Origin of the sequence: Nonomuraea sp. NPDC049637 (assembly GCF_040675235.1) — a bacterium.
In the GTDB taxonomy this organism is placed as follows: domain Bacteria; phylum Actinomycetota; class Actinomycetes; order Streptosporangiales; family Streptosporangiaceae; genus Nonomuraea.
Genome location: NZ_JBFAOM010000008.1, coordinates 141,275 through 167,040 on the forward strand (window position 1 = coordinate 141,275; position 25,766 = coordinate 167,040).

Consider the following 25,766-nt stretch of genomic DNA (forward strand, 5'->3'; position numbering starts at 1 on the left):
GCCCCGTCCGGCCGGTAGCGGCCCCGTCCGGCCGGTGGCGGGTGCGGTCGGCCCGTGAGCTGCGGGGGTGGGGGCCGGTGGGCGTGGCGGGTGATGCCGGCCCCGGGGGCTGCTGGCGGTGTGGTGGGGGCGGGGTGGCGGGGGGCGGCCGGGGCGGAGTTGACTGGGGGTATGCATGCCATCATCGTCTCCGCCCAGGGCGGTCCAGAGGTTCTCGAATACGTCGAGCGTCCCGATCCGGCGCCGGGTGACGGGGAGGTCGTGGTCGACGTCGCGGCCAGCGGGGTCAACTTCATCGACATCTACCACCGTTCCGGCGCCTACCCGCTGCCGGTGCCGACCCCGATCGGGTCCGAGGGCGCCGGGGTGGTCTCGGCCGTCGGCCCGGGGGTGGACGGGCTGACCGTCGGCGACACCGTGGCGTGGGCCGGCGTGCTGGGAAGCTACGCGGAGAAGGCCGTGGTGCCGGCCGACCGGCTGGTGCCGGTGCCCGACGGCGTGTCCGCCGAGCTGGCGGCGGCGGCGATGCTCCAGGGCATGACCGCCCACTACCTCACCCACTCGACGTACCAGGTCAAGGAGGGCGACCAGGTGCTGGTGCACGCCGGCGCCGGCGGCATGGGCCAGCTGCTGATCCAGGTCGCCAAGCTGCGCGGCGCCAAGGTCTACAGCACGGTCTCCACGCCGGAGAAGGAGAAGCTGGCCCGCGCGGCCGGGGCGGACGAGGTGCTGGGCTACGACGAGTTCGCCGACGCGTTGCGCGGCCGGATCCACGTCGTCTACGACGGCGTCGGCAAAACGACGTTCGACGGCGGCCTGGAGGCGCTGCGCCCGCGCGGGCTCATGGCCCTCTACGGCGCGGCCAGCGGCCCGGTCCCGCCGTTCGATCCGCAGGTGCTCAACCGCGCCGGCTCGCTCTTCCTGACCAGGCCCACGCTCGTCCATTACGTCGCCGAGCGGGAGGAGCTGCTCTGGCGGGCCGCCGACCTGTTCGGCTGGATCTCCTCCGGCCAGCTCAGGATCAGCGTGTCCGAGCGTTACCCGCTGGCCGAGGCGCGACGGGCCCACGAGGACCTGGCCGCCCGGCGTACGACCGGAAAGTTGCTGTTGATTCCCTAGCGCTACGCTCGCCCCTTGTGGACATCACTTCGGCGGTCTGGTCGTTCGCTGCCGTCGTCGCGCTCCTGACGATCACGCCGGGGCTCGACACGGCTCTCACCCTGCGCACGTCGCTGCTCACCGGCAGGCGGGCGGCCTGGGGGGTGGTGCTGGGCATCCAGCTCGGCACGCTGGTCTGGGGCGTGCTCACCGCGGCGGGGCTGTCGGCGCTGCTGGCGGCCTCGCGGTTCGCCTACGACGTCCTGCGCTGGGCGGGGGCGGCGTACCTGGTGTGGATGGGGGTGCGCATGCTGCTCGCCAAGGCGCGGGCGGGCGAGGAGGAGGACGGGCAGCGGGCGTTCGGCTTCGGCAAGGGGTTCCGGCGCGGCCTGCTCACGAACCTGCTCAATCCCAAGGTCGGGGCGTTCTACGTGGCGATGTTGCCGCACTTCATCCCGGCCGGCGCGCCGCACGCGGCGATGGGGCTGCTGCTGGCCGGGGTGCACGTGGCCGAGGGGCTGGCGTGGAGCGCGGTGCTGATCGGGTTCGCCTCGCTGATGAGCGACGTCCTGCGGTCGGCCCGGGTACGGCGGATCCTCGACCGGGTGACCGGCGTGGTCATCGTCGGGTTCGGGCTCCGGCTCGCCCTTCACGACTGATCCCACGGCCAGTCCAGCAGCCGCGCGCCCAGGACCGCGGTCTCCAGGGTGAAGCGCTGGGTGGGGTCGTCGGGTGAGAAGCCGGTCAGCCGGCGGATGCGTTCCAGCCGGTACGTCACCGCCCGCGGGCTGATCCGCAGCCTGCGGGCGGCCGCCGCCTGGTTGCCGTGCGCGGCGAAGACCGCCTCCAGCGTCTCGACCAGCGGCTCGTGTCCGCCCCTGGCGTGCAGCAGCGGGCTCAGCACGCTGGTCACCAGGTCCTCGATCGCGCCGCGGTCGCGCAGCAGCACGGGGAAGACCAGCAGGTCGGCGGCCTTGACCACGTCGAGCGTGAGCCGCAGCGCGTCGGCCAGCTCCAGTGCGCCGGCCGCCTCCCTGAAGGAGGTCACGACGCCGCCCGGCCCGCGGTGCGGCCGTCCCACGCCGACCCGCCACCCGGCCGGGAAGCGGGCGCGTACGTGGTGGGTGAACTCCCCCACGGCGGCGGGCAGCGTGGCGGGCACGACGCACACCAGCAGGCCCTCGCGCACGGCCACCAGCACGTTGTGCGAGCCGAACCGGGCGATCAGGTCGCGCTCGATGCGGTCCTGGTCCCCGTCGCGCAGCCCGCGGGCGGCGGCCACCACGTACGACTCGGCCAGCCGGAGGCCGAAGTGCTCGGCCCGTTCGGCCAGCCGCTCGGCCCGTCCCTGGAGCAGGTCGTCCACGAACTCCCTGCGGGCCGTCTCCTCGCCCCTGAGGGCGGCGAGCTGGGCCAGCTCGTACCCCTCCATGAGCGCCGAGACGGCCCTGCGCAGCGCGGGCAGCACGTCCGGCAGCCCCTCGGCGGCGGCGAGCGCGCCGTCGACCAGCGTGCGCAGCGGGACGCCCTGTTCGGCGGCGCGCGTGCCGTCGGCGCGGCAGGCGTCGAGCGCCGCCCGCGAGGGCGGACGCCCGGCGGCCGCCCCGGCCAGCACCTGACGATGCCCGCCGAGCAGGTCGGCGGGCATCCTGGAGAGCACCATCACACTCCTACGTCACGCCTGTCGAAGGACAGGATCGCGGTGAGCACGAGCACTGCCGTCGCTCCCGCCAGCACAAGGTAGTCCCCGACCGGCAGGCCCTCATAGAGCGGCCGGCCCTCGGCGTAGTAGTGGAACGGCGAGAGCCACTTCAGCCAGGCGATGGCCGCCACGCCGCGGCCGAGCGTGACGACGATGTACCCGGCCGCCACCCACACGCCGACGACGGCCGAGGCGACCATCCTGCGGCCGGTCACCGCGCCCACGGTCAGGGCCACGGTCCCGAAGAACAGCGCGAGCAGCAGCACCCCGACGTGCGCGGCCAGGACGCGGTCGAACGGCACCCCGAGCTCGGCCGCGTCACCGGCCGCCCACGCCACGGCCAGCGTCACGGCGAACACCGCCAGCAGCGCCAGCGCCAGCGCGCAGAACCGCTGGAGCACCAGCCGCTTGCGGTCCACCGGCAGCGTGACGACGAGCTCCAGCGTCCCGGCCTCCTCCGGCTGGGCGATCGCCCGGTTGGCCATCATGGTGGCGAGCACGACGAACAACATCGGGACGAAGAGCTGGTAGACGACCGTCTGCAGGAAGTTGACGCCGAGCGCCAGGTCGGGCATGCCGCCCATGAGGTCCCTGAGCGGGCCGGGGTACTTGGCCAGGGCCTGCTGGTTGAACGTCCTCGGGTCCTGGCTGACGCTCCGGAAGATGCTGATGTAGAGGGCCATGAACGCGCTGATGCCGACGGTCCACCAGATCAGGGCCCGGCGGTGGTCACGCAGACTCTTGGTGATCATGGTGCCGGTCCTCCTCGCTGTAGTAGGTCAGGAAGATCTCTTCCAGGTCGGGCTCGGCGCTGACCAGGTGCACGACGGTGAACCGGGCGGCGGCCTTGACCAGGGCGTCCGGGCGGCCGTCGATCGTGCACCGAACGCTGGCGCCCTCCACGCGCAGGTCGCGCACCCCCGGCAGGCGCTCGAACGCCGACGCCGGCACCGGGGCGTCGAAGTGCAGCTCCATCCGGCGTACGGCCTTCTCGCGCAGCGCGGCCACGTTCTCCACGGTCACCAGGCGGCCCGCGCGGACGATGCCGACCCGGTCGGAGACGCTCTCCACCTCGGCCAGCACGTGCGAGGACATGAGCACGGTCCGGCCGGCCGCCCGCACCTCCCGGACCATGGCCAGGAACTCCTGCTGGACGAGCGGGTCGAGCCCGCTGGTCGGCTCGTCGAGGATGAGGAACTCCGGCTCGTGCATGAACGCCTGGATCAGCCCGACCTTCTGCTTGTTGCCCTTGGAGAGCTTGCGCATCGGCACCGACAGGTCGGCGTCGAACCGTTCGGCCAGCTCCTCGATGCGGCTGCCCGGCACCCCGCCGCGCACGCGGCCGAGGAAGGCCAGGTAGTCGCGGGCCCGGTCGCGGCCTTCGAGCGCCAGCTCGCCGGGCAGGTAGCCGATGCGGGCTCGGGTGGCGGCGGCGCGCGGGTCGTGGCCGAACACGCGGACCGTGCCGCGGGTGGGCCTGATCACGTCGAGGAGCAGCCTGATCGTGGTGGTCTTGCCGGCGCCGTTGGGCCCGAGGTAGCCGAAGATCTCGCCGGGCCGGATCTCCAGCGTGAGGTCTTCGAGCCCGCGCCGCCCGCCGTAGTACTTGGTCAGCCCTTCGGCCTGTACCACTGCTGTCATGCCGGAATCGTCCCGCCGGGGCGGCGGCGGGGTCACTGGCCGAAGTCGGCAGCGTCCCGGCCGGTTCCCTTCCGGGACACGGCAACGAGAATGGGCCGCGGGCAAGGGGCCCGTGACATGGGCACCGTGACATGGGCACCGTGACATGGGCACCGTGAATTGGGCAGGGTGAGGAACGTGGAGACGGCGTTCGTGCTCGGTGGCGGTGGCGTGCTGGGTGCTCACGAGGTGGGCATGCTCCAGGCGCTCGACGACTTCGGCATCCGGCCCGACGTGGTCGTCGGCACGTCGGTGGGGGCGCTCAACGGCGCGCTCATCGCCGCCGACCCGGCGCGGGCGGTCGACCGGCTGACCTCGTTGTGGCGGTCCGACGTCGTGCGCACGGCGTTCGCCGGGTCGTGGGTGACGCGGCTGTCCACGCTGGCCAGGACCGGCACCCACCTGCACCCCAACGGTCCCCTGCGGGAGGTGCTGGCCGCGGCGGTGCGCACGGAGCTGATCGAGGAGCTGGCGGTGCCGTTCCAGTGCGTGGCGGCGTCGGTCGAGCGCGCCGCGGCCCACTGGTTCGCCAGCGGGCCGCTGGTGGAGGCGGTGCTGGCGTCGTGCGCGGTGCCGGGGCTGCTGCCGCCCGTGAAGATCGGCGGGGAGCACTTCTTCGACGGCGGGCTGGTGCACAGCATCCCGGTCGGCCGGGCCGTGCAGCTGGGGGCCAGGCGGGTCTACGTGCTGCACGTCGGCCGGATCGAGCGGCCGCTGACGGCGCCCCGGCGGTTCTGGGAGGTGGGGATGGTGGCGTTCGAGATCGCGCGCCGCCACCGGTTCGCCGAGGAGATGGCCACGTTGCCGCCGGGGGTGGAGGTGCACGTGCTGCCGGCCGGGGTCGCCGCGCCGCTGTCCACCCTGCGCTACCGCGACCTGTCCCAGATCTCCGCCTACATCGAGCGGGCGTACCAGGCTTCTTCCCGCTACCTGCGGACAAGAGGAGGATGAAGGGAGGACCTCAGGGAAGGCAGACCTCGGGGAGGCGCCGTTGTTCCCACCGCGTATCGTGCGCCGGATCGTCCTGGCTCCGCTCGTCGTCGTGGTCACGGTGGTGGTGCTGGTGACGTTGCCGCTGTGGCTGCTGGTCACGTTCGCGGCGTCCTTGCGGCTGCCGCCGCCGCAGCGCAGGGGGCTGCGGTTCGTCTGGTTCGGCGCGGCCTGGCTGACGCTGGAGTCGGCGGTGCTCATCGCCTGCCTCGGGCTGTGGTTGTCGGGGGCGTTCGGGCGGGCCCGGCGCCAGGAGCGGCACTACGCGCTGATCCGCTGGTTCCTGGCCAAGGTGTACGCGGCGGCGGTGCGGATCTTCCGGCTGACCGTGGACGTCGAGGAGCCCGCGCCGACCCCGCAGGAGCGCGCCGCCCGGCTGAGCCGCCCGATCGTGGTGCTGTCCCGGCACGCCGGGCCGGGCGACTCCTTCCTGCTGATCTATCACCTGCTGGCGGTGTACCGGCGGCACCCGCGGATCGTCATGAAGGCCGCCCTCCAGTACGACCCGTCGCTCGACGTCGTGGTCAACCGCCTGCCGAACGCCTTCGTGCCGCGGCGGTCCGGCCGCGGGCGGGTGATCGAGGAGATCCGGCGGCTGTCGGCCACCATGGACGACCGCGACGCGCTGGTGATCTTCCCCGAGGGCGGCAACTTCACCCCGCGCCGGCGGCGGCTGGCGATCCGCCGGCTGGAGGACAAGGGCCTGGCCGAGGAGGCTGAGCGGGCGCGCGGCATGACCCACCTGCTGCCGCCCAAGCCGGGCGGGGCCATCGCCGCGATCACCGCCTGCCCGGAGGCCGACGTGGTCTTCGTCGCGCACACCGGCCTGGACGACCTGGTCACGATCGGCGACGTGTGGCGCAGGCTGCCGTACGCGGCACGGATCACGGCCAGGTGGTGGCGGGTGCCGGCGGCCGAGGTGCCCAGGGACGACCGGGAGAGCCAGGTCCGCTGGCTGTACTCGCACTGGGAGGAGATCGACGCCTGGATCACCGCCGAGGCCGAGCGTTCCCGGCGGGATCAGGCCGAGGGGGCGCCCGGCGGCAGGTAGGGCACGGGGGCGGGGCCGTCGCGCAGCAGGCCGAGCAGGGCGTCGGTGTCCAGGTGCTGCTCGACCAGATCGCCCAGGGCGTCGAGGCGGGCCTCGCGCAGGCGGCCGAAGTCGGTGTCCGGGGCGGGGACGAAGGCGCGCCCGGCGCGTTCGGCGACGTCGGCCAGGAAGGCCCGGCGGAAGGCGTCGTTCTCCAGGGCGCCGTGCCAGGTGGTGCCCCACACGTCGCCGGCGCGGCAGCCGTCCAGGAAGGGCTCGCCGCCCTCGACGGTCGCCCGGCCGTGGTGGATCTCGTACGCGCTGACCGGCTGCCCGTAGGCCCGTCCGACCGGCCGGGCGAGCCGCTTGTCCGGCGCGAACTCGACGCGCACCGGCAGCAGCCCGAGCCCGTCCACCCGGCCCGCCCGCGACTCGACCTCGTCCACGATCTCCCGGCCGAGCATCTGGAACCCGCCGCAGATCCCGAGGACGGGCCCGCGCCGCGCGAGCAGGGCGTCGGCCAGGCCGGTGCGCCGCAGCCAGGCCAGGTCCTCGACCGTGGCCCGCGAGCCCGGCAGCACCACCAGGTCGGCGTCGTCCAGCTCGACCGGGTCGGTCACGAAGCGCACCAGCACGCCGGGCTCGGCGGCGAGGGCGTCCAGGTCGGTGAAGTTGGAGATCCGGGGCAGCCGGACGACCGCCACGCGCAACGTCTGCCTGCCCAGCGGCCGGCCGGTCGCGACCCGGCGGTTGTCCAGCGCGAGGGAGTCCTCGACGTCCAGCCAGAGGCCGTCGAGCCAGGGCAGCACGCCGTACACCGACCGGCCGGTGAGCTTCCTGATCATGTCGAGGCCGGGTTCGAGCAGCTCGCGGGCGCCCCGGAACTTGTTGACCACGAACCCTGAGACGAGGGCCTGGTCGGCCGCGTCCAGCAGCGCGACCGTGCCGTGGAAGGCGGCGAACACGCCGCCCCTGTCGATGTCGCCGACCACAACGACGGGCAGCCCGGCGGCCCTGGCCAGGCCCATGTTCGCGATGTCGCCGCGGCGCAGGTTGATCTCCGCGGGGCTGCCGGCGCCCTCGCAGATCACCACGTCGTACTGGGCCCGCAGCCGTTCCAGGGACGCCAGGGCGGTGGTCCGCAGGAGGTCCTTCAGCGCGCCGTACTCCATGGCGTCCACGTCCGCGACGGGCTCGCCGAGGAGCACGACCTGGCTGCGGCGGTCGCTGCCCGGCTTGAGCAGGACGGGGTTCATGTCGGCGACCGGTTCCAGCCCGGCGGCCTGGGCCTGCATGGCCTGGGCGCGGCCGATCTCGGCGCCGCCGGCGGTGACGTAGGAGTTGAGCGACATGTTCTGGGCCTTGAAGGGCGCCACGCGCACGCCCTGGCGGGCCAGCCAGCGGCAGATCCCGGCGGTGACCACGCTCTTGCCCGCGTCGGAGGTGGTGCCGGCGACCAGCATCGCGCCCGTGACCTGCCCAGCATTCATGCGATCACCGTACATGAGCCCCAAACTGCGAAATTTCCCAGAAACCGCCCATTTACGAATCGTGTGACTTCTGCCACTCTGGCTAGAACGTTCGCCTAGAACAGCATTCTAGATTTTCCTACGGGAAGGGTGGGCATGGTCAGGACGTTGGGTTCGCCGCGTGCCGGCGTCATCGACGCGGGGACCAGGGCGCCGTTCGGCTGGGCGCCGCTGGTCGTGCTCTTCATCGTCGGGCTCGTGGACCGCATGGAGTACAACCTGCTGTCGGGGGTGCTGCCGCTCGTCCAGAAGGAGTGGGGCTTCACCGACACCGCCGCGGGCTCGATCCCGACCGCCGCGGCGCTGGCCGCCGCGATCGTCTCCCTGCCGGCGGGCTTCCTGGCCGACCGGTTCAGCCGCACGCGGATCATCGCGGTGGTCGTGCTGCTGTGGGCCGTCGCCACGCTCGGCTCGGGCCTGGCCACCGGCTTCGTGATGTTCTACCTGATGCGGGTGCTGCTCGCGGCGGCCGAGAACATCGACAACCCGGCGGCCGGCAGCCTGCTCGCCGACTACTACCCGCCGGTCAGCCGGGCCAAGGCGTACGGACTGACCCGCGTCACGACCTACCTCGGCGGCATCGGCACGCTGCTGGGCGGCGTGCTGGCCGAGGTGTTCTCCTGGCGCACCGCGTTCCTGGTGATGGTGGTGCCCGGCGTGCTCACAGCGGTGCTCGTCTGGTTCCTGCGCGAGCCGGGCCGCGGCGACCTGGACCGGATGGTCGCCGGAGCCCCCGTCGAGAGCGCCGGATCGTCCGCGGGCGCCGCGGCGCCCAAGGCGCCCTTCTGGCAGCAGTTCGGGCAGGTCATCCGCATCCCGACGCTGCTGTTCGTCTGCGTCGGGCTGGGCCTGCTCACCCTCGGCCTGGCCGGGATCTTCTACTGGCTGCCCACGCTCATGGTCCGCGAGTACGGCGTCGGCGTCGGCGCCGCCGGCTCGCTGAGCGGCCTGATCACCATCGCCGGGACGCTGGCCGGCACCCTGGTCGGCTCCTGGCTCGGCCGCAGGTGGCACGGCACCCGCAAGGGCGGCAGGCTGCTGGCCGGTGGCGGCGGCATCACGGCGGGCGCGGCCGTGCTGGCCGGCGCGCTGGCCATGGACTCGATCGGCCCGATGACCGCGCTGGTCCTGCTGGCCTGCTCGCTCATGTCCATCGCGATCCCGAACATGACGGCCTGCCTGGCCGACGTCGTCCCGGCCGCCGCGCGCGGTCTCGGCTTCGCCGTCCTGCAACTGCTCATCACGGCGGCCGGGGCGTTCGGCTCGCTCGTCGTCGGCATCGCCTCCGACCGGTTCGGCTCGCTGATCGGCGGCATGTACCTGCTGGTCGTCCCCATGATCGTGGGCGGCCTCCTGACGCTCGGCGCCCGCGCCTCCTTCGAGCGCGACGCCGGACGGGTCATGGACGCCGCCCGCGCCGGCTAGGACGGCAGGCAGACGGTCAGCGCGCCCGGGGCCACCTTCGCCTTGATCTTGGTGGTGGCCTCGCGGTCGCCGCCGTCCAGCTCGTACGTCATCGGCGAGCCGAACCGGGCCGACACCTTGCGCGCCCGGGTGATGCGCACGAACGGCGAGTCCTCCGACCGTCCGGCGGCCATCTTGCCCATCACCCGGGCCCACTGGATCGGCCCCTTGGCCGTGGAGAGCCCGACCTCCAGCCAGCCGTCGTCGGGCCGGGCGTCGTCGAACGCCTCGACCCCGCCGGCGATCGTGCCCACATTGCCGAGCAGCAGGCAGCTCGCCTCCCCCTCGAACCAGGTGGACCCGTCGACCTTGACCGTCATCGGCACCAGCGGCCCGCCGACGTGCCGGACGGCGGCCTTGACGTAGCTCAGCTTGCCGAACTTCCGCTTGGCCTTGCCGTCGGCCTCGGCGATCATCTCGGCCTCGAACCCGGCGCCGGCCATGACCGCGAAGTGCTCGCCGTTGAGCACCCCGAGGTCCAGCTCGGCACGGCGGCCCTCGAAGCCGATCCGTACGGACTCCTCCAGATCGGTGGGGATGCCCAGGTTGCCGGCGAACAGGTTCGCCGTCCCGGCGGGCAGGATCGCCATCGGCACGCCGGAGCCGGCCATGGCGTCGGCGCAGCGTTGCACCATGCCGTCACCGCCCCAGACGAACACCAGCTCCGCGCCCGCCTTGAGCGCCTTGCGCACCTTCTTGGGCGCCTTCTTGCTCTTGGGCACCTCGTGCCAGATCAGCTCGCCGACGTCCCGCTCGGTGAGCAGCACGCGCAGCCGGTCCAGGCCGGCGCCGAGGATCTTCTTCTGATGTGCGACAACCGCGATAGTGGGGGACACTCCTCCCTCACTACCCGGCCTTGACCGGGTTATTAAGGGCTTTCATGCGGGTAGCGGTGGCCGAATGCGCATCCAGGACTGGTTCCTCACCGAGGAGGAACGCGACAACCGGGCGACCGGCCTCGACGCGTGGTCCAGCGGCAACGACGTACGGCCGCTGATCCACGGCGCCACGTACTTCGCGGAGCTGAAGACCTGTCTGGAAGCGCTGGGCAAGGACGACCTGCTGCTGTTCGCCGACTGGCGCGGCGACCCCGACGAGCGGCTGACCGACGACGGCCCCACGGTGAGCGCCGCCCTCGGGGCCGCGGCCGAACGCGGCGCCATCGTCAGGGGCCTCATCTGGCGCTCCCACCTGGACCGCCTGCGGTTCAGCGCGGCCGAGAACCGCCACCTGGGCGAGAAGATCGAGAACGCGCACGGGCAGGCGCTGCTGGACACCCGGACCAAGCCGGGCGGCTCCCACCACCAGAAGTTCGTCATCCTCCGCCACGACCGCGACCCCTCGGCGGACGTGGCCTTCGTCGGCGGCATCGACCTGTGCCACAGCCGCCGCGACGACGCCGAGCACCTGGGCGACCCGCAGCCCTGCCCGATGCCCGACGTGTACGGCCCCCGCCCGCCCTGGCACGACATCCAGCTCGCCATCCACGGGCCGGCGGTCGCCGAGGTGGAGAAGACCTTCTGCGAACGCTGGGAGGACCCGGCCCCCGAGACCAGGGACCCGCTGCGCCGCCTGCGCGACCACTTCAGCAAGCTGGACGACGCTCCCCCGCTGCCCGAGCCGGGCCCGCCGCCCCCGCGCGCGGGCACGCACCACGTGCAGCTCCTGCGCACCTACCCGGCCCGGCACAGCGCGTACCCGTTCGCGCCGGACGGCGAGCGCAGCATCGCGCACGCCTACCACAAGGTGCTCGGCAGGGCCAGGTCGCTGGTGTACCTGGAGGACCAGTACCTGTGGTCCACGGACGTGATCGAGCCGTTCGCCCAGGCGCTGGAGCGCGAGCCGGAGCTGCGCATGATCATCGTGGTGCCGCGCCACCCCGACCAGGACGGCTGGCTGGCCGGCCCGGCGAGCCTGATCGGCCGGGTCGAGGCGCTGGACCGGCTGATGCGGGCCGGCGGCGACCGGGTCGCGATCTACGACCTGGAGAACCACCAGGGCACCCCCGTCTACGTGCACGCCAAGGTGTGCGTGGTGGACGACGTGTGGGCGTCGGTCGGGTCGGACAACGTCAACCTGCGCTCATGGACCTACGACTCGGAGCTGAGCTGCGCCGTCCTGGACGAGCGGGAGGACCCGAGGCCGCCGCACGGCGCCCTGCGGTTCGCCCGCGACCTGCGGCTGGCGCTCATGGCCGAGCACCTGGACGAGGAGTCGGAGTCCGGCCGGGACGAGCTGTGCGACCCGGTCGCCGCGTTCGACGCGTTCGCCGAGTCGGCGGCCCGGCTGGAGGCCTGGCACTCGGCCGGCTGCCGGGGCCCGCGCCCGTCCGGCCGGTTACGCCCCCACCCGGCCCCCACGTTGTCCCGGGTGCGCAGGGCGATGGCCATGCCGCTCTACCGGTTCGCCGTCGACCCCGACGGCCGGCCGCCGGAGCTGCGCAGATCGCGGAGGTTCTGATGAAGACATTCCTGCTCGACAGGCTGGGACCACGGATGACGGTCGCGGCGCTCGCCGTCGCGCTCATCATGATCCCCTTCTCCCTGCTGCTCGTCGTGGCCAAGATGCCGCTCAACCGGCTCGACGCCGGGGTGGCCCGCGAACTGCACGAGTACGCGCTCGCCCATCCCGGCGTGACCCGGGTGCTGATCGTCTGGACCGACCTGTTCGGGCCGTGGCCGTGGCGCGTCGCGGTGGCGGCGTTCACGGTCTGGCTGCTGGTGCGCGGCAGGCGCAGGCTGGCCCTGTGGGCGATCACGACCGTGACCGCGGGCGGCCTGATCGGGCTCGGCCTCAAGATCCTCGTCGCGCGGGTGCGGCCGCACCTGCCCGACCCCGTCGCGCTGGCGCCCGGCGACTCCTTCCCCTCCGGCCACGCGGTCAACGTGACGCTCGGGGCCGGGGTCGTCACCCTGCTCCTGCTGCCGATGCTGCCCCGGTGGGGGCGCCGGCTCGCCTGGGTGCTGGCCTGTTTCGTGGTGGTCTCGGTGGGCTTCACCAGGATCGCCCTCGGCGTGCACTGGGTGAGCGACGTCGTGGCGGGGATCGTGCTGGGCGTGGCGGTGATCGCCGCGACCGCGGCGGCGTTCGAGACGTGGCGGCGCGACACGGGCCGCCGGCCCACCGCGCCGCTGACCGAAGGTATGGAACCCGAACCGGTGAAGGTGCCCGATGAGCAGAGCTGAGCATGTCCGGTACTACGCGTTGTCGCTGGTGTTACCTCTGGTGCTGATGGGCGCCGTCACGTACGGCATGGGGCTGCTCATCGTCGGCGTCCCGCAGCCCGGCGACGTGGCCGTGAGCAAGGACTTCGCCTCGATCCGCACGTCGCTGTGGAACACGCTCACCGACTACGGCACCAGCCTGTCGGACACGCCCTACGTCGTGGCGTTCACGGCGGTGGCGGTGGTCCTGTTCCGGCTGGTCTACAAGCGCTGGCGGGAGTCGATCTTCATGATCGCGGCGGTCTGGGGCCAGTCGCTGGTCTTCCTGGCCACCACCGAGCCCGTCGGCCGCAGCCGTCCGCCGGTGCCCCACCTCGACCCCGCGCCGCCCACGTCCAGCTTCCCCTCGGGGCACGTCAGCGCCGCCGTCGCGTTCTACTGCGGGCTGGCGCTGGTGCTGACGACGCACGTGCGCAACCGGGCCCTGCAGGTGGTGATCTGGACGATCGGGATCGCCGCCCCGCTGATCGTCGCCTTCTCCCGGCTCTACCGCGGCATGCACTTCTTCTCGGACGTGACGTGGGGGCTGCTGCTCGGGGTGTTCTGCGTGGTGGTGGCCGCGCGGTCCATCCTCTACCGCACCTGGGACCGACGGCCGGCGGCCGCGGAGGGCGACCGCCGGCGTCCCGCCTCCGTCCGGGACTAGCGCCGGTGGTGGGCGGGCTCGCGGCGCGCCCGCCGGCGGCCGGTCGGCCGTCCGGCGGGCCGCCCGGCCCGCCTCCTCCGCCGTCCGAGCAGGTAGGCGGCGGCCATGATCGCCAGCCCCCACGGGGTACGGGCCAGCCAGCGCGCCACGAAGATCTTCATGAACTTCCTCATGCCCGCCCGCTGCCCCCACCGGGCCCCGTGATGCGAAAGCCCGGCCCCACCAGGGACCATGCCGCCGCGGCGCCTACCATACGGCCCATGACCACGCACGGATTCACGCTCACCGCGAAGGGCCCGTTCGACTTCGGCGCCGCGCTGCGCTTCGTCGAGGACTGGCCCGCCACCAGCGCGCTGCCCTCCGACGGCCGGACGCTGCGCTTCGCCTACTGCGCCGAGTCCGACTGGCTGCCGATCGGGGTGAGCGTGACCGCCGCGCCGGGCGGCGTCGCCGTCACCACCACCCGCGCCCCCGGCCCGGCGATCCGGGGCGAGATCGCGCGCATCCTGTCCCTCGACGTGGACGGCACCGGCTTCGCCCGACTCGGCGAAGCCGACCCGGTGCTCGGCGACGTGCAGCGGGACCGCCCGGGGCTGCGGCCGGTGTGCTTCTGGAGCCCGTGGGAGGCGGCCTGCTGGGCGGTGATCGTGCAGCGCTCGTCGATGCTCATTGCCTCGCGCGTCAAGCAGCGCATCGCCGACCGGTACGGCGCCGCCGTCACCGTGGACGGGCAGGCGTACCAGGCGTTCCCGCCGCCCGTGAGCCTGGTGGACGCGGGCGGTCTCGGCCTGCCCGCGCAGAAGGAGGAGTGGCTGCGCGGCCTGGCGCAGGCGGCGCTCGACGGCGTGCTCACCACCGAGCACCTGCGCTCGCTCACCCCCGAGGACGCCCTGGCCGAACTGCGGGCGCTGCCCGGCGTGGGGCCGTTCTCGGCCGGGCTGATCCTGATCCGCGGAGCCGGCGCGCCCGACGCGTTCCCCGGCGACGAACCCCGGCTGTTCGGCATCCTGCGCGAGGCGTACGGGCTGCCCGAGGACGCCCCCGCGGGCGCCTACCGCAGGCTCGCCGAGTCGTGGCGGCCCTACCGGTCCTGGGCCTCCTTCCTGTTCCGCGCCACCGGCTACCGGGCCGCCGCGGACTGACCGGGCCCGCGCGCATGGCCCGCGCGCCCGATGATCCTTAGAGTGGTCGCCATGACGGACGACGCCGACATCCGGGCCGGCGACCACGACCGCGACCAGGTGGCCGACAGGCTGCGGCAGGCGGTCGCCGAAGGCCGCATCAGCCTCGACGAGTTGCACGAGCGCATCGACCGCGCGTACGCCGCCAGGACGGTCGGCGAGCTCGGCGCCCTCGTCGCCGACCTGCCCGCTCTCTCCCCCGTCCCCGCCGCCGCCTCCGCCTCCGACGTGCTGGCGATGCACACCGAGCACTGGCGGGTGAGCAGGACCGGGCGGTGGGTGGTGCCGCCGCGCATCGACGTCCGGCTCGGCGTGTGGGGCACCGCGAAGCTCGACTTCCTGGCCGCCGAGTGTCCCCATCCCGAGGTGCTGGTGCAGGTGGCGATCACCTCGTGGTTCGGCGACCTGCATCTGAAGGTGCCGCACGGCTGGCGGGTGCGCGCCGACGAGGTGGTCTCCCCCGGGCTCGGGCGGGTCCACAACAAACCGGTCGAACCGCCCGCCGCCGACGCGGTGGTCCTCCGCCTCTCCGGCCACAGCCGAGGCGACATCTGGATCCGCTACCGGCCCTCCATGACCGGCTGAACACCCTCTCCCGCCGTGCCGACGGCGGGCCGCCGTCCGGGCCTGGGCGTGGTCGTCACAGGGAGGTCAGGGCGGCGAGCTCGCGCCACTCCGGGAGGGGCAGGTCGCCGGGGTCGTCGGTGAGGACCTGGAGGCACACGTGGTCGGCGCCCGCGTCGAGGTGGGCCCGTACGCGCTTCTCGATCGCCGCCGCGTCGCCGTGGGCCACGATCGCGTCCACCAGCCGGTCGCTGCCGTGCTCGATCTCGTCCTCGCCGAAGCCGAGCCTGCGCAGGCTGGCGGCCTGGTGGGGCGCCCCGGTGCGGTAGAAGGAGACGTGCTCGGTGGCCAGCTCGCGGGCCCTGGCCGGGTCCCGGTGCAGCACGACGGCCTGCTCGACGGCCAGCAACGCGCCGGGGCCCATCGCCTCCCTGGCCCGCGCGGTGTGCTCGACGGGCACGAAGTACGTGTGGGCGCCGAGCGTCCGCCGCGCCGCCAGGCCCAGCATCTTCGGGCCGAGCGCGGCCAGCACGCGGCGCGGCGCGTGCGCCGGGGCCGCCGAGCCCAGCGGGACGGCGTCCATGGCGTCGAGGTAGCCGCCCATCGTGGTCACCGCCCGGCCCAGGCTGGGGATCTGGTAGCCGTCCATCTGGATCGGCTCGTCGCTGATGCGGTGGCCGCCGAGGCCGAGGAGATACCGGCCGGGGTGGGCCTCGTTGAGCGCCCGTTCGGCGGCGGCCATCGCGATCGGGTCGCGCAGGGCGATGTTGGCGATGCCGGCGGCCACCGTGATCCGGCTGGTCGCCGAGAGCAGCAGCCACGACTGGCTCACCGAGTCGCGGCCGAACCCCTCGCCGAACCACAGGGCGCCGTACCCCAGCTCCTCGATCTCGGCCGCGGCCTCTTGCGCCACCCCGGCGGGGTGGGCCTCGAGGGCGAACGTCCACAGGCCCACCTTGCCCAGGCGGGGTCCGTCGTCGTGGTGGACGTCGTCGGTCATGGGTCACCGTCCCGTCTATGCGGAGAGCTTCTCCGGTTACGTCGGGGACTATAATCGGAGACGTTCTCCGATTCAACCCGCGGGAGTGTCCAGTGCCGGCACGGGCCATGCGCGCCGACGCGCGCCGCAACTACGAGCAACTGGTGACGGCGGCCATCGCCGTGGTCGCCGAGGAGGGGCCCGACGCCTCGCTCAACGAGATCGCCAGACGGGCCGGCGTCGGGGCGGGCACGCTCTACCGGCACTTCCCCACCCGCGAGGCGCTGCTCGCGGCCGTGTTCGAGGGGCGGCTGACCCGGCTGTGCGCGCGGGCGGAGGAGGCGGGGCGGACGCTGCCGCCCGGCGAGGCGCTGGTGGCCTGGCTGCGGTCGCTGGTCGCGCACGCCATGACCGACCGGGGGCTCGGGGCCCGGATGATGCTCACGCAGGACGGGGCGGGGGTCGACTGCTGGGCGATGTTGCGCGCCGCCGCCACCCGGCTGCTGCTGCCCGCCCAGGAGGCGGGGGCCGTGCGGGCGGACGTCGAGGTCGCCGACCTGGTCGAGCTGGCGGCGGGCATCGCCCAGGCCACCCCCGACCCGGCCCGCGCCGACCGCCTCCTCACCCTCACCCTGGACGGCCTGCACCCCCGTCCCTGAAGCCCGTACGGCCCGTCAGCGGGCCGCCGTCGTGAACGCGGACATCCCGGCGGTCCAGGCGGCCTCGATGTCGGCGCCGGGCGGGAAACGGCCGTCGAGTTCGAGCATGACCAGCCCGTGGGCCAGCCCCCAGACCGCGCGGGCGGCGGCCTCGCCCCGCACGATCCGCACCAGCGGCAGCGCCGCCCGCTCCTCCACCCCGGCGGGCAGCAGGTCCCGCGGCAGCGCCCCCGCGCTCATCAGCCGGTACAGATGCGGATGGCCCAGCGCGTACGCCCGATAGGCCCGCCCGAGCACCGCCAGCCCGCCCCCGCCGCTGTCGTGCTCGGCGCGTTCGAGGGCGGCGGCCAGTTCGCCGAGGGCGATGGCGATGAGTTCGGCTTCCACGGCGGACTTGTCGGGAAAGTGCTTGTAGAGCGAGGGCGCGCGGATCCCGAGCCGCGCGGCCAGCGCGCGCATGGTCAGCGCCTCCGCCCCGCCCTCCTCGACCAGCTCCCGCGCCGCCGCGACGATCTGTCCCGCGCGCGACGACAGCTCAGCCACGCGCGCTCCGCGGACCGTGCCCGAGGAGACGGGCGACCGCGACGTACGTCAGCCAGGCCAGCCCCGCCGTGAAGACCGGCACCCAGCCCAGCGGCGAGACCGAGTAGCCGACCAGGACGGCCAGCGGGATCCACGGGCGATGGGCGAGGTCGTGCACCACCGCCGACCCGCCGAACCTGGTCGCGTACGGCGCCAGCACGAACAACGCCGAGCTGACCGGCGTGGCGCCGCCGTGCTTGGCCACCTCGAAGACGAGGAACGCCAGGCAGAAGGCGGCGAGCGCCGCCCACCCTGAACGGCCGGCCACTCGCCTGACGGTCACCGCGGTCATGATGCCCTCCCCAGAAGCTAACGCTGTTAGCCAGACTCTAGGCTAACGACGTTAGCCTGTCCAGGAGCAAATAGGGTGGAACCATGATCGATCGGGAGGTGGCCATCCTCATCGGCCTGCAGGCCTCCGGCAAGTCCACCTTCTACCGGCGCTGCCTGGCCACCACGCACGCGCACGTGAGCAAGGACGACTTCCCCAACGCGCGCCGCCGTCAGCACCGCCAGCTCCGGCTGATCCGCGAGGCGCTGGAGGAGGACCGGAACGTGGCCGTGGACAACACCAACGCCTCGCCCGAGGAGTGGCAGCCGCTCATCGTGGCCGGCCGCGAGCACGGCGCGCGGGTGGCGGCCTACTGGTTCCCGCCCAACGTCAAGGCCTCGCTCCAGCGCAACGCCGAACGCACGGGCCGGGCCCGGGTCCCCGAGGTGGGCGTCTTCGCCACGCTCAGACGGCTGCGCCGGCCGCGCGCCGCCGACGGCTTCGACGCGGTGTACGCGGTGGAGTTCGACGGCCGCGGCGGCTTCCTCGTCCGCAGACAGGACGGCTGAACCGACGCCGGCTCAGGGACGGCGGGTGGCGAAGCGGTAGGCGATCTTGGCGGGGGTCAGCCAGCGCACGTGGGCGCCGTTCCGCGCCCGGCCGACCACCCGTTCGGCCAGCCACGGCGCCACCGTCTCCACCGGGTCGGCGAGGATCGCGAAGATGCGGGCCGAGCGTTGCCGCTCGGCCTGCGAGTAGCCGTGCGTCAGCAGGTCGGTGAGCACCATGCCGGGGCTGAGCAGGCCCGCCGTCACCCCGTCGGGGGCCTCCTTGGCCAGCGCCCTGGTCAGGTACGTCACGGCCCGCTTGGTGGCGCCGTAGACGGCGAGTCCGGGCACCGTGCGGCCGTCGCCGCCCAGCCCCTCCATGTTCCAGACGTGGCCGCCGCCGTCCTGCGCCGCCATGCCCGCCACCGCCACCGCGCAGCCGTTGACCGTGCCCAGCAGGTTGACCTCGGTCACCGCGCGGGCCTCGGCGGCGGGCAGCCGCCACAACGGGAGGCGGTCGTGGGAGATGCCGGCGTTGTTGACCCAGATGTCCACCCGGCCGTGCCGCCGTACGGCCTCGTCCCAGAGCTCCTGGAGGCGGGCGCGGTCGGCGACGTCGGCCACGACGGCCGGCCCGCCGAGCTCGGCCCCCGCCGCGGCCACGCGGTCCGGGTCGGTGCCGCACACGGCGACCCGGTGGCCGAGGGCGGTCAGCGAGCGGGCGAGGCCGAGACCGAGCCCGCGGGTGCCGCCGGTGATCACGATCGACCGGGACGCGCTCACGCCTCGTGCTCCTTCCTGGCCGCCACGGTCGCCTCGATCGCGTCCGCGAGGAACCTGCCGACGACCTCCCGCTCCGCCGGGGTGAAGGCGTCGATCGCCGCGGTGAGGCGCCGGACGAGCGGCGCGAAGAACGCGCCCGCCAGCTCGACGGCCTGCTCATTCAGAACGACCTCGACCCTGCGGCGGTCGCCCTCGTCGCGCCGCCGCACGACGTGGCCGGCCTGCTCCAGCCGGCCGAGGAGGGCGGTCGTGGCGGGGGCCGAGAGGTTCAGCGCGGCCCCCAGCCCGCCGGGCGAGAGCGGCCGGCCGGCGAGGTGGGCGTCGAGGATGACCACCAGGGCGTTCATGTCGGTCCTGTGCAGCCGGTGCCCGACCGCGAAGCCCTCCACGAACCGGTCGCTCTCCACGTTGAGCCGGCGGATGAGGACCATCAGGTCGTAGGCCGTCATGTCACCCCTTATATTTCTATCGTGGAAGTATTCCATCGTGGAAAGAAAACGTTAGCCGCGATCCGCCCCGAGACGGTACTCCTCGCGGGGGTGGTCGCGAGCGCCGTCCTGACCGGCCTGATCTGGTTCCTGGGCCGGTGGCTGGACGACGTCGTGCTGCTGCCCGACCAGGGCGCGTCCTGGTACTACTGGAAACTGCCCGAGCCCACCGTGTGGACCAGGCTGTCGGCCTGGGCCGGTTACGCCGCCCACCAGCTCGTGTTCTGGTGGCTCATCCACCACGCCCAGACCCGGGTCCGCCGCTACTCCGCCGGCCTCCACCCGGTCAACGTCGTCGCGCTGGCGGTGAACGCCGGGTTCGTCGCCCTGCACACCGTCCAGACCCAGCTGTTCTACGACGGCCTGGCCCAGGACGTGTCGATCTACAGCTCCCAGGGCTCGGTCGTCCTCCTGCTGGTCGTCGTCCTGATCATGGAGAACCGGCGGCGCGGCCTGTTCCTCGGCAGGCCCGCGCCCATCAGGCGGGAGATCGTCGACTTCGCCCGCCGCTACCACGGCTACCTGTTCAGCTGGGCGGCGGTCTACACCTTCTGGTACCACCCGGCCGAGTCCACGCCCGGCCACCTGATCGGCTTCTTCTACATGTTCCTGCTGCTGCTCCAGGGCAGCCTCTTCCTCACCAGGGCGCACACCAACCGCTACTGGACGGTGACGCTGGAGCTGGCCGTCGTGGTCCACGGCACCCTGGTGGCCGTCATGACCTCGGGCCCGGACGGATTGTGGCCGATGTTCCTGTTCGGCTTCCTCGGCGTCTTCGTGATCACCCAGATGCACGGCCTGGGCCTGTCCCGCGCCGTCCGCTGGGCGCTGACCGGCTGCTACGCGGCGGCCCTGCTCGCCGTGTACGCCCTGCGCGGCGACCTGGCCGGCACGAACGAGGCGATCAGGATCCCGGCCATCGAATACCTGCTGGCCGGCGTGCTGGCCCTGCTCGCCTGGGGAGCCGGCCGCCTGTGGGCGCTCAGAGCGGGAGCGGGATCCGGTCGAGGAACCAGTACAGGCTGACCGCCACGATGGACAGCGACACCGCGGCCACCGTCCAGCGGGCCGCGGCCGTCCGCCGCAGCAGCACGAGCAGCGGGAAGAGCACCGCGATGATCGCGAGCTGGGTCACCTCGATCCCGACGTTGAAGCTCAGCAGCGACAGCAGCAGCTCCCACGACCCGCTCTCGCGGATGTCGAGCGCGCCCGCGAACCCCAGCCCGTGCACCAGTCCGAAGGCGAAGACGACGGGCAGCCGCCAGGCTCCCGGCCGGTCGCGGCCCAGCAGGTTCGCCAGCGCGACGACGACGATCGAGGCGGCGATCACCGGCTCGACCACCGCCGCCGGCACGGCCACCACGCCCATGGCGGCCAGCAGGAACGTGATGCTGTGGGCGACCGTGAAGGCCGAGGCGGTGACCACGACGTCACGCGCGCCGCGGGCGCCGATGATCAGGGTGAGCAGGAAGAAGACGTGGTCCAGCCCGAGCACGAGGTGCTCGACGCCGAGCAGGAAGAACTCCCCGACCTGGCCGGCCGCCGCCCGTTCGGCCAGGCGCAGGGTCGGGCTCGCGGCGGTCAGGACGGCCGACCCCCGCTCTCCGGCGAGGTCGTAGCGCAGGAGCGTCTGGGTGCTGTGGACGAAGGTTTCGGCGTCGGGGAACAGGGCGCTGGAGATCGTGTGCTCGCCGCCGTCCACCGCCGGGCAGGCGTAGGCGAGGGTCAGCGTGGCGAAGGCGGCCTTGCCGCGCGGGTGCACGTCCGCCCCGCCCACCTGCCGGGGGACGCACGGCCGGCCGGCGCGGGCGACGGCGAAGCGGCGGGTGACGTAGCCGAACACGGCGTCGCGGTTGACCGCGAGCTGCCGCAGCTGCTCGGCCCGCTCCACGGCCTCGTACGCCTCGGCGTAGAGCCAGGCGGACTTCATCAGCAGGTCGTACTCCAGGTCGAGCACGACCCTGACGTCGGTGGCCGTGCCGGTCACCTCGGCGTGGGCCTTCGTGGTCGCGTCGTGCGCCGCCGCCGGGGCGGGATGCAGCAGGTCGGCCAGCGCCGCGCAGAGGATGACGGCCAGGACGACGGCGTACGGCCAGCGCCAGCGAGGCATGTCTCGGGTCTCCAGGATCAGGGGGAAGGGCGCCGCCCCGGGCGCGGGCCCGGGGCGGCGAGGGGGACGGATCAGCGGGTGAACCAGCGGTACATGGGCGAGTCCTTGTCCCACTTGCCGGGACGGCCGTGCTCGTCCTTGGTGACGAAGACGCTGGGCTCGGACGCGGTGACGCCGCCGCCCGCGGAACGGGCCGTGACGAACCAGGCGTAGGCCGTGTCGTCCTTGAGGTGCCGCCACGTCACCGAGGCGACCTGGCCCGAGGCCGCGGTGCTCCGGCCGATGATCTTCGTCGGCTTGTAGAGCGCCAGGGAGTCGGTCCTGAAGGTCGTCGTCCGGGTGGTGAGGTCCACGGGCAGGACCATGTTGTCCTCGCGCCCGTCGTAGCGGCGCAGCGGGTCGAACTCGCCGGCGCCGAAGTCGCCGAGCAGCGGCGAGTAGGTGTCCACGCTCAGCTCGGCCCGCTTGACGTCGAACTGCAGCAGCCGGAAGTAACTGGCCCCGAACTGGAGCTGGTCCTCCGGCTGGTAGCCGCCGACCTCCGTGAGCCCGAGCCGGTCGGCCGAGACCGTGTAGAACTGGTAGTCGGCCAGCAGCTCGACCACGCCGTTGCCGACCTGGCCGACCTTCGGTTTCACGTTGGTGCCCACGCCGTGCTCGTGACCGGCCAGGATGAGGAAGACGTTCGGGTTCTTCTCCACCACCGTCTTGTAGAGCATCGAGCCGTCGGGGGCGGAGAAGGCGGCACCGCGGCCGTCGGGATGGGTGCTCGGCACGAGGTAGTCGTGCGAGAGCAGGATGCCGTTGCGGCCCGGGAACTTCTTGAAGACCGAGTCGGCCCACTCGGCCTCCTCCCTGGTCACGCCGTACGACAGGCCGACGACCACGAAGTCCAGGCCGCCCGCGGAGAACAGGTCGTAGTGGTTCTGGTTGTCGCCCTCCTTCCACGGGCCGCCGTACTTCGCGTGCCGCCAGCCCTGGGAGGCGTCCTGGTAGCGGGACGGGCCGTAGTACTTGTTGTAGATCGCTCCGGGGCCGTCCTCGGTGCCCGACTGGTTGTCGTGGTTGCCGGCGATGACGCCGTTCGGGATGTTGGCCTGGTCCAGCACGCGCTGCTGCTTCGACGACACCTCGAACTCGCCGACGACCTCGCGCTGCGTGGCCTCGTCGGCGGGCTTGCGGATGTTGTTCTCGATGATGTCGCCGGTGTGGGCGACGTAGGAGATCTTGCGCTGGTCCTTGTTGGCGGTGATCCAGTTGACGATGCCGGCGTAGGCCGACTCCCACACCGCGCGCTCCTGCGGGGTCTCCTGCTCCACCGCGCCCTCGGAGATGTACTGGGTGTCGGTGAAGTGCACGATCGAGAAGTCGTAGCTGGCGGGGTCGGCGAAGCCGTTCGGGTCGCCGGGGTCGATGTCGTCGGCGAACGGGTCCTCGCCGGTCACCATGACGTGCACCTGCTGCCGGTCCACGTACTCGGGGCCGACGACGGCGGTCAGGACCGTCCTGCCGTCGGCCCCGCCGCGGGCGCTGGTCAGCAGGTCCCACGCCTTGGCCTCGGTGTTCCAGGCCCGCAGCGAGGCCAGGCGCTCGGGATCGACGACGCCCTCCCAGCGCAGCACGGGCGCGTCCACGTGGCCCTGCACCTTGACGTCGAAGCGCTGGTAGACGAGGTCGCGGCCGGTGGGGGCGTCGAGCGTGCGGCCGTCGCCGGGTTCGAGCCCGTCGCCCCTGATCCGCTGCTCGCCCGGCACCTTGAGCGTCGTGGGCAGCGTCGTGGCCGTGCCCTGGTACGCCTCGTCCGGGGTGAGGATCCTGGCCTCGGAGAAGGTGGCCGTCACCGGGCCGCCGCCGGGCTCGCCGACCTTGGCCGACAGCGTGACGGGGTCGGTCACGTCGGCCGTCCCGGAGGCCGGGGTCAGCTCGGCGGGGGCGTCCGGGATGCCGGCCGACTCGAAGACGATCTCCCGGGCCGCGGTGTTGCCGAGCCCGTCGGCGCCGGTGACCGACAGCGTGTGCCGGCCCGCCTTCAGCCCGGGGCCGATCCGGGCGCCCAGCTCCACGGCCTGGCCGTCGAGCTTGACGTCCGGCCCGGACACCACGCCGGAGGCGTCTTCGAGCCTGACGTCCAGGACGACCGTCGCGGTGATCTTCTCGTCCGCGGCGGGGACGCTGCGCGCGACCTTCGGCGCGGAGTTGTCGGTGATCAGAACGCGTTCGGCGGTCTGGCCGGAGGTGGACCTGGCCGCCAGGGTGTGCCGGCCGTCCTTGATCGCGGTGGTGTCCAGGTCGGCGCGCAGGCCGCGAGCCGGGGCGTCCACCAGGAACTCCAGGTCGATCTCCGTCAGCAGGTTCGCCGTGTCGCCGCAGTTGCCGTCGCCCATGCTGTAGGACGGCTTGACCATCTGCCCGGCCGCGGTGCCCTGCGCCGGGGTGAGGACGATGTTCGAGATCGCGAAGTCGTCCCGGTTGGCGCCGCAGGACGTCGGGTACGTGCCGGCCACGAAGTCGATCGTGTTCCAGCCGGGCACGAGGTACTCGTTCGGGATCGGCAGGTCCACCCGGCGGCTCACGAAGTCGCCGTCGAGCACCACCTTCTGGCCGTTGACCAGCACGAAGTTCTGGTAGCGGGCCTCGATCGAGTTGCTGCCCACCGTGAAGCCGAGCGTCGCCCGGCCCGCGCCGAGCGTCTCGGTGACGTGCACGGCGGGGGCGTCGATCGTGTAGCGCAGCTCGGCCTCGCGCGGGAGGGCCTGGTCGCTGCCGCAGTCGCCGTCGCCCAGCGCGTACGAGGGCTTGACGTCCTTCCCGGTCACCGTGGCGCCGTCCAGGGTCAGGGCGAGGTTCGCGATCGTGAAGTCGTCCCGGTTGACGCCGCAGGCGTCCTTGTAGTCGCCGGTGACGACCTTGATCGTGTTCTCGCCCGGCGTCAGGAACCTGGCCGGGACCGCGACGGTCACGCGCCGGCTCGCCCAGGTGCCGCCCAGGTCGATGCGCTTGCCGTTGACCAGCAGGAAGTCGTCGTACTTGTCGTCGATCGAGTCCGCGCCGACGTCGAAGGCGAGCATGGCGGCGCCGTTGCCGAGCGTGGCCCTGGTGACCGGCTTGCCGCCGTCCACGGTCAGCGACTCGACGCCGCCCGCGCCGGCCGCCGGGACGGTCGCGTTCACCGTCTTGACGCCGGCCACGAGGGTGCCGTCGGTGGGCAGCAGCCGCGGCGCGCCGGCCGGGGCGTTGTTCACCGTCACGGTGTTCCGGACGGTCGCGCCCGCCGCGGTGGCGGCGCTGAGGACGTGCTCGCCGTTGGCCAGTTCGGTGGTGTCCAGGTCGGCGGCGAGGCCGGTCGTGCCCCGCGGGTCGGACTGGGTGAAGAACGTGAGCGTGGCGCGCTTGAGCAGCGTGGGGTTGCTGCCGCAGTTGCCGTCGCCGAAGTTGAGCGTGTACGGGTTGTCCTCGCCGTCGGCCACCTCGCCGAGCAGTTCGAGGCCCACGTCCGAGAGCACGAAGTCGTCATAGTTCTGCCCGCAGGACGACTGGATCGCGCCGACCACGATCTCGACCGTGTTCTCGCCCTTGACCAGGTGTTCGTTCGGGATCTCGATGATGGCCCGCTGGTTGGCGAAGTTGCCGATCTCGGCCTTGTAGGCGCCGTTGACCTGCACGTAGCTGTGGTACTGCGCCTCGGTGGAGTTCGAGCCGACGTCGAAGGCCAGCTTGGAGACGCCCACCGTCGCGGTGGCGGTGACGGGGTTGCCGTCGAGGTCGAGCTTCGTGACGCTGTCGCCGGCCGTGACCGGGACGGCGGCGACCTTCGCGGTGCCCTCCAGGTAGGAGCCGGTGGCGGGGGTGAGGGCGGGCGGGGCGGGGGTGCTCGTGGGGGTGGGGGTCGGCCGTCCGCGGCCCTGCTCACCCGGGTCGGCGTACGCCGCCGTCACGAAGCCGCCCACCAGCACCGCCGCGAGCGCGGTGGTGACGGCGAGCCGTCCCCTGCTCCTCGAACCGCCTGATAACTGTCGTGCTGCCATCGGCTGCATCGGGTCCTTCCATGACGTTCACGGGCAGCCGATGAGGCGGCGTGCCCTTCGAGCGGACACGTTGGAGCGCACGGGTGAACGTTGTGCATGGAGAGACTGAAGGGGCGGGGAACTGTCTCCTCATTCTGGTCATCTGCCTACAGACAGGAACAACCCCGACAAGAGAGACGGCGTGACCCGCGGCCCGAAGGCCGGGTGTCACGC

At 73.0% G+C, this 25,766-nt stretch carries 26 protein-coding genes; 13 read left to right on the forward strand and 13 right to left on the reverse strand.

Annotated features, from left to right (window positions below; all coding sequences use genetic code 11):
- Positions 1–171: 171 nt before the first annotated feature.
- Both AB0J71_RS14025 and AB0J71_RS14030 read left to right on the forward strand, forming a co-directional pair.
- Entirely contained in the window at positions 172–1,119 is a 948-nt protein-coding gene (locus tag AB0J71_RS14025; protein ID WP_364414353.1) for a quinone oxidoreductase, read from the forward strand.
- Positions 1,120–1,136: 17 nt separating this feature from the next.
- On the forward strand, positions 1,137–1,757 hold the full coding sequence (locus AB0J71_RS14030) for a LysE family translocator (RefSeq protein WP_364414355.1): 621 nt from the start codon (positions 1,137–1,139) through the stop codon (positions 1,755–1,757).
- On the opposite strand, the gene AB0J71_RS14035 is transcribed toward AB0J71_RS14030, so the two are convergent.
- Genes AB0J71_RS14035 through AB0J71_RS14045 form a run of 3 tightly spaced genes read right to left on the reverse strand, consistent with a single transcriptional unit; the run spans position 1,748 to position 4,441 of the window.
- On the reverse strand, positions 1,748–2,761 hold the full coding sequence (locus AB0J71_RS14035; RefSeq protein ID WP_352323507.1) for a helix-turn-helix domain-containing protein: 1,014 nt from the start codon (positions 2,759–2,761) through the stop codon (positions 1,748–1,750). The two genes, AB0J71_RS14030 and AB0J71_RS14035, sit on opposite strands and share 10 nt — an antisense overlap.
- Positions 2,761–3,552, reverse strand: a complete 792-nt coding sequence (locus AB0J71_RS14040) for an ABC transporter permease subunit (protein ID WP_364414357.1) — start codon at positions 3,550–3,552, stop codon at positions 2,761–2,763. The genes AB0J71_RS14035 and AB0J71_RS14040 overlap by 1 nt, the downstream gene beginning before the upstream one ends.
- Entirely contained in the window at positions 3,530–4,441 is a 912-nt protein-coding gene (locus AB0J71_RS14045) for an ABC transporter ATP-binding protein (protein WP_352323509.1), read from the reverse strand. Before AB0J71_RS14045 ends, AB0J71_RS14040 begins: the two co-directional genes overlap by 23 nt.
- Before the next feature lie 177 nt (positions 4,442–4,618).
- Between AB0J71_RS14045 and AB0J71_RS14050 the strand changes: the two genes are divergently transcribed.
- Both AB0J71_RS14050 and AB0J71_RS14055 read left to right on the forward strand, forming a co-directional pair.
- Positions 4,619–5,431, forward strand: a complete 813-nt coding sequence (locus AB0J71_RS14050) for a patatin-like phospholipase family protein (RefSeq protein WP_352323510.1) — start codon at positions 4,619–4,621, stop codon at positions 5,429–5,431.
- A 40-nt stretch (positions 5,432–5,471) separates the two neighbouring features.
- On the forward strand, positions 5,472–6,521 hold the full coding sequence (locus tag AB0J71_RS14055) for a 1-acyl-sn-glycerol-3-phosphate acyltransferase (RefSeq protein WP_352323511.1): 1,050 nt from the start codon (positions 5,472–5,474) through the stop codon (positions 6,519–6,521).
- Here the strand turns inward: AB0J71_RS14055 and AB0J71_RS14060 are convergent.
- Positions 6,491–7,990, reverse strand: coding sequence for a cobyric acid synthase (locus AB0J71_RS14060; RefSeq protein ID WP_352323512.1), 1,500 nt, complete (start codon positions 7,988–7,990; stop codon positions 6,491–6,493). The two genes, AB0J71_RS14055 and AB0J71_RS14060, sit on opposite strands and share 31 nt — an antisense overlap.
- 135 nt (positions 7,991–8,125) lie before the next feature.
- Here AB0J71_RS14060 and AB0J71_RS14065 point away from each other — a divergent pair, with 135 nt between their 5' ends.
- A complete protein-coding gene (locus AB0J71_RS14065) occupies positions 8,126–9,454 on the forward strand; it encodes an MFS transporter (protein WP_364414359.1) in 1,329 nt (442 codons plus the stop codon).
- Here the strand turns inward: AB0J71_RS14065 and AB0J71_RS14070 are convergent.
- On the reverse strand, positions 9,451–10,329 hold the full coding sequence (locus tag AB0J71_RS14070; RefSeq protein ID WP_352323514.1) for a diacylglycerol kinase family protein: 879 nt from the start codon (positions 10,327–10,329) through the stop codon (positions 9,451–9,453). The genes AB0J71_RS14065 and AB0J71_RS14070 overlap by 4 nt on opposite strands.
- 64 nt (positions 10,330–10,393) lie before the next feature.
- Between AB0J71_RS14070 and AB0J71_RS14075 the strand changes: the two genes are divergently transcribed.
- The 3 genes from AB0J71_RS14075 to AB0J71_RS14085 are packed head-to-tail and all read left to right on the forward strand — an operon-like array spanning position 10,394 to position 13,363.
- The gene (locus AB0J71_RS14075; RefSeq protein ID WP_364414361.1) at positions 10,394–11,953 is read left to right on the forward strand and encodes a phospholipase D family protein; all 1,560 of its coding nucleotides are present in this window, start codon (positions 10,394–10,396) and stop codon (positions 11,951–11,953) included.
- Entirely contained in the window at positions 11,953–12,678 is a 726-nt protein-coding gene (locus AB0J71_RS14080; RefSeq protein WP_352323517.1) for a phosphatase PAP2 family protein, read from the forward strand. Before AB0J71_RS14075 ends, AB0J71_RS14080 begins: the two co-directional genes overlap by 1 nt.
- Complete coding sequence (locus tag AB0J71_RS14085) at positions 12,665–13,363, forward strand: phosphatase PAP2 family protein (RefSeq protein WP_364392406.1); 699 nt, start codon at positions 12,665–12,667, stop codon at positions 13,361–13,363. The genes AB0J71_RS14080 and AB0J71_RS14085 overlap by 14 nt, the downstream gene beginning before the upstream one ends.
- Here AB0J71_RS14085 and AB0J71_RS14090 read toward each other — a convergent pair.
- Complete coding sequence (locus tag AB0J71_RS14090) at positions 13,360–13,536, reverse strand: DUF6203 family protein (protein ID WP_352326064.1); 177 nt, start codon at positions 13,534–13,536, stop codon at positions 13,360–13,362. The two genes, AB0J71_RS14085 and AB0J71_RS14090, sit on opposite strands and share 4 nt — an antisense overlap.
- Before the next feature lie 87 nt (positions 13,537–13,623).
- Here AB0J71_RS14090 and AB0J71_RS14095 point away from each other — a divergent pair, with 87 nt between their 5' ends.
- Both AB0J71_RS14095 and AB0J71_RS14100 read left to right on the forward strand, forming a co-directional pair.
- Complete coding sequence (locus AB0J71_RS14095) at positions 13,624–14,505, forward strand: hypothetical protein (protein WP_364414363.1); 882 nt, start codon at positions 13,624–13,626, stop codon at positions 14,503–14,505.
- A gap of 51 nt (positions 14,506–14,556) precedes the next feature.
- Positions 14,557–15,129, forward strand: coding sequence for a DUF1707 domain-containing protein (locus AB0J71_RS14100; RefSeq protein ID WP_352326066.1), 573 nt, complete (start codon positions 14,557–14,559; stop codon positions 15,127–15,129).
- Positions 15,130–15,184: 55 nt separating this feature from the next.
- Here AB0J71_RS14100 and AB0J71_RS14105 read toward each other — a convergent pair whose 3' ends face one another.
- Positions 15,185–16,108: a TIGR03620 family F420-dependent LLM class oxidoreductase gene (locus AB0J71_RS14105; protein WP_364414365.1), complete on the reverse strand. Its 924-nt coding sequence runs from the start codon at positions 16,106–16,108 to the stop codon at positions 15,185–15,187.
- Between the two features lie 92 nt (positions 16,109–16,200).
- Between AB0J71_RS14105 and AB0J71_RS14110 the strand changes: the two genes are divergently transcribed.
- Positions 16,201–16,746, forward strand: coding sequence for a helix-turn-helix domain-containing protein (locus tag AB0J71_RS14110; protein WP_352326068.1), 546 nt, complete (start codon positions 16,201–16,203; stop codon positions 16,744–16,746).
- A gap of 15 nt (positions 16,747–16,761) precedes the next feature.
- Here the strand turns inward: AB0J71_RS14110 and AB0J71_RS14115 are convergent, their stop codons facing one another.
- Positions 16,762–17,289, reverse strand: coding sequence for a TetR/AcrR family transcriptional regulator (locus AB0J71_RS14115; protein WP_352326069.1), 528 nt, complete (start codon positions 17,287–17,289; stop codon positions 16,762–16,764).
- Entirely contained in the window at positions 17,282–17,620 is a 339-nt protein-coding gene (locus AB0J71_RS14120; RefSeq protein WP_364414367.1) for a hypothetical protein, read from the reverse strand. Before AB0J71_RS14120 ends, AB0J71_RS14115 begins: the two co-directional genes overlap by 8 nt.
- An 83-nt stretch (positions 17,621–17,703) precedes the next feature.
- Here AB0J71_RS14120 and AB0J71_RS14125 point away from each other — a divergent pair, with 83 nt between their 5' ends.
- Positions 17,704–18,168, forward strand: a complete 465-nt coding sequence (locus AB0J71_RS14125) for an AAA family ATPase (RefSeq protein ID WP_364414369.1) — start codon at positions 17,704–17,706, stop codon at positions 18,166–18,168.
- Between the two features lie 12 nt (positions 18,169–18,180).
- Here the strand turns inward: AB0J71_RS14125 and AB0J71_RS14130 are convergent, their stop codons facing one another.
- Together AB0J71_RS14130 and AB0J71_RS14135 are read right to left on the reverse strand one after the other, a co-directional pair.
- Positions 18,181–18,930, reverse strand: a complete 750-nt coding sequence (locus AB0J71_RS14130) for an SDR family oxidoreductase (RefSeq protein WP_352326072.1) — start codon at positions 18,928–18,930, stop codon at positions 18,181–18,183.
- Positions 18,927–19,379, reverse strand: coding sequence for a MarR family transcriptional regulator (locus tag AB0J71_RS14135; RefSeq protein ID WP_352326073.1), 453 nt, complete (start codon positions 19,377–19,379; stop codon positions 18,927–18,929). The genes AB0J71_RS14130 and AB0J71_RS14135 overlap by 4 nt, the downstream gene beginning before the upstream one ends.
- Before the next feature lie 90 nt (positions 19,380–19,469).
- Between AB0J71_RS14135 and AB0J71_RS14140 the strand changes: the two genes are divergently transcribed.
- Positions 19,470–20,444, forward strand: a complete 975-nt coding sequence (locus AB0J71_RS14140) for a hypothetical protein (protein WP_352326074.1) — start codon at positions 19,470–19,472, stop codon at positions 20,442–20,444.
- Here the strand turns inward: AB0J71_RS14140 and AB0J71_RS14145 are convergent.
- A complete protein-coding gene (locus AB0J71_RS14145) occupies positions 20,401–21,528 on the reverse strand; it encodes a HupE/UreJ family protein (RefSeq protein ID WP_352326075.1) in 1,128 nt (375 codons plus the stop codon). The two genes, AB0J71_RS14140 and AB0J71_RS14145, sit on opposite strands and share 44 nt — an antisense overlap.
- A gap of 71 nt (positions 21,529–21,599) precedes the next feature.
- Positions 21,600–25,553 carry a metallophosphoesterase gene (locus AB0J71_RS14150; RefSeq protein WP_364414371.1) on the reverse strand — a complete coding sequence of 1,318 codons (3,954 nt, stop codon included), beginning with the start codon at positions 25,551–25,553 and terminating at the stop codon, positions 21,600–21,602.
- Between the last annotated feature and the right edge of the window lie 213 nt (positions 25,554–25,766).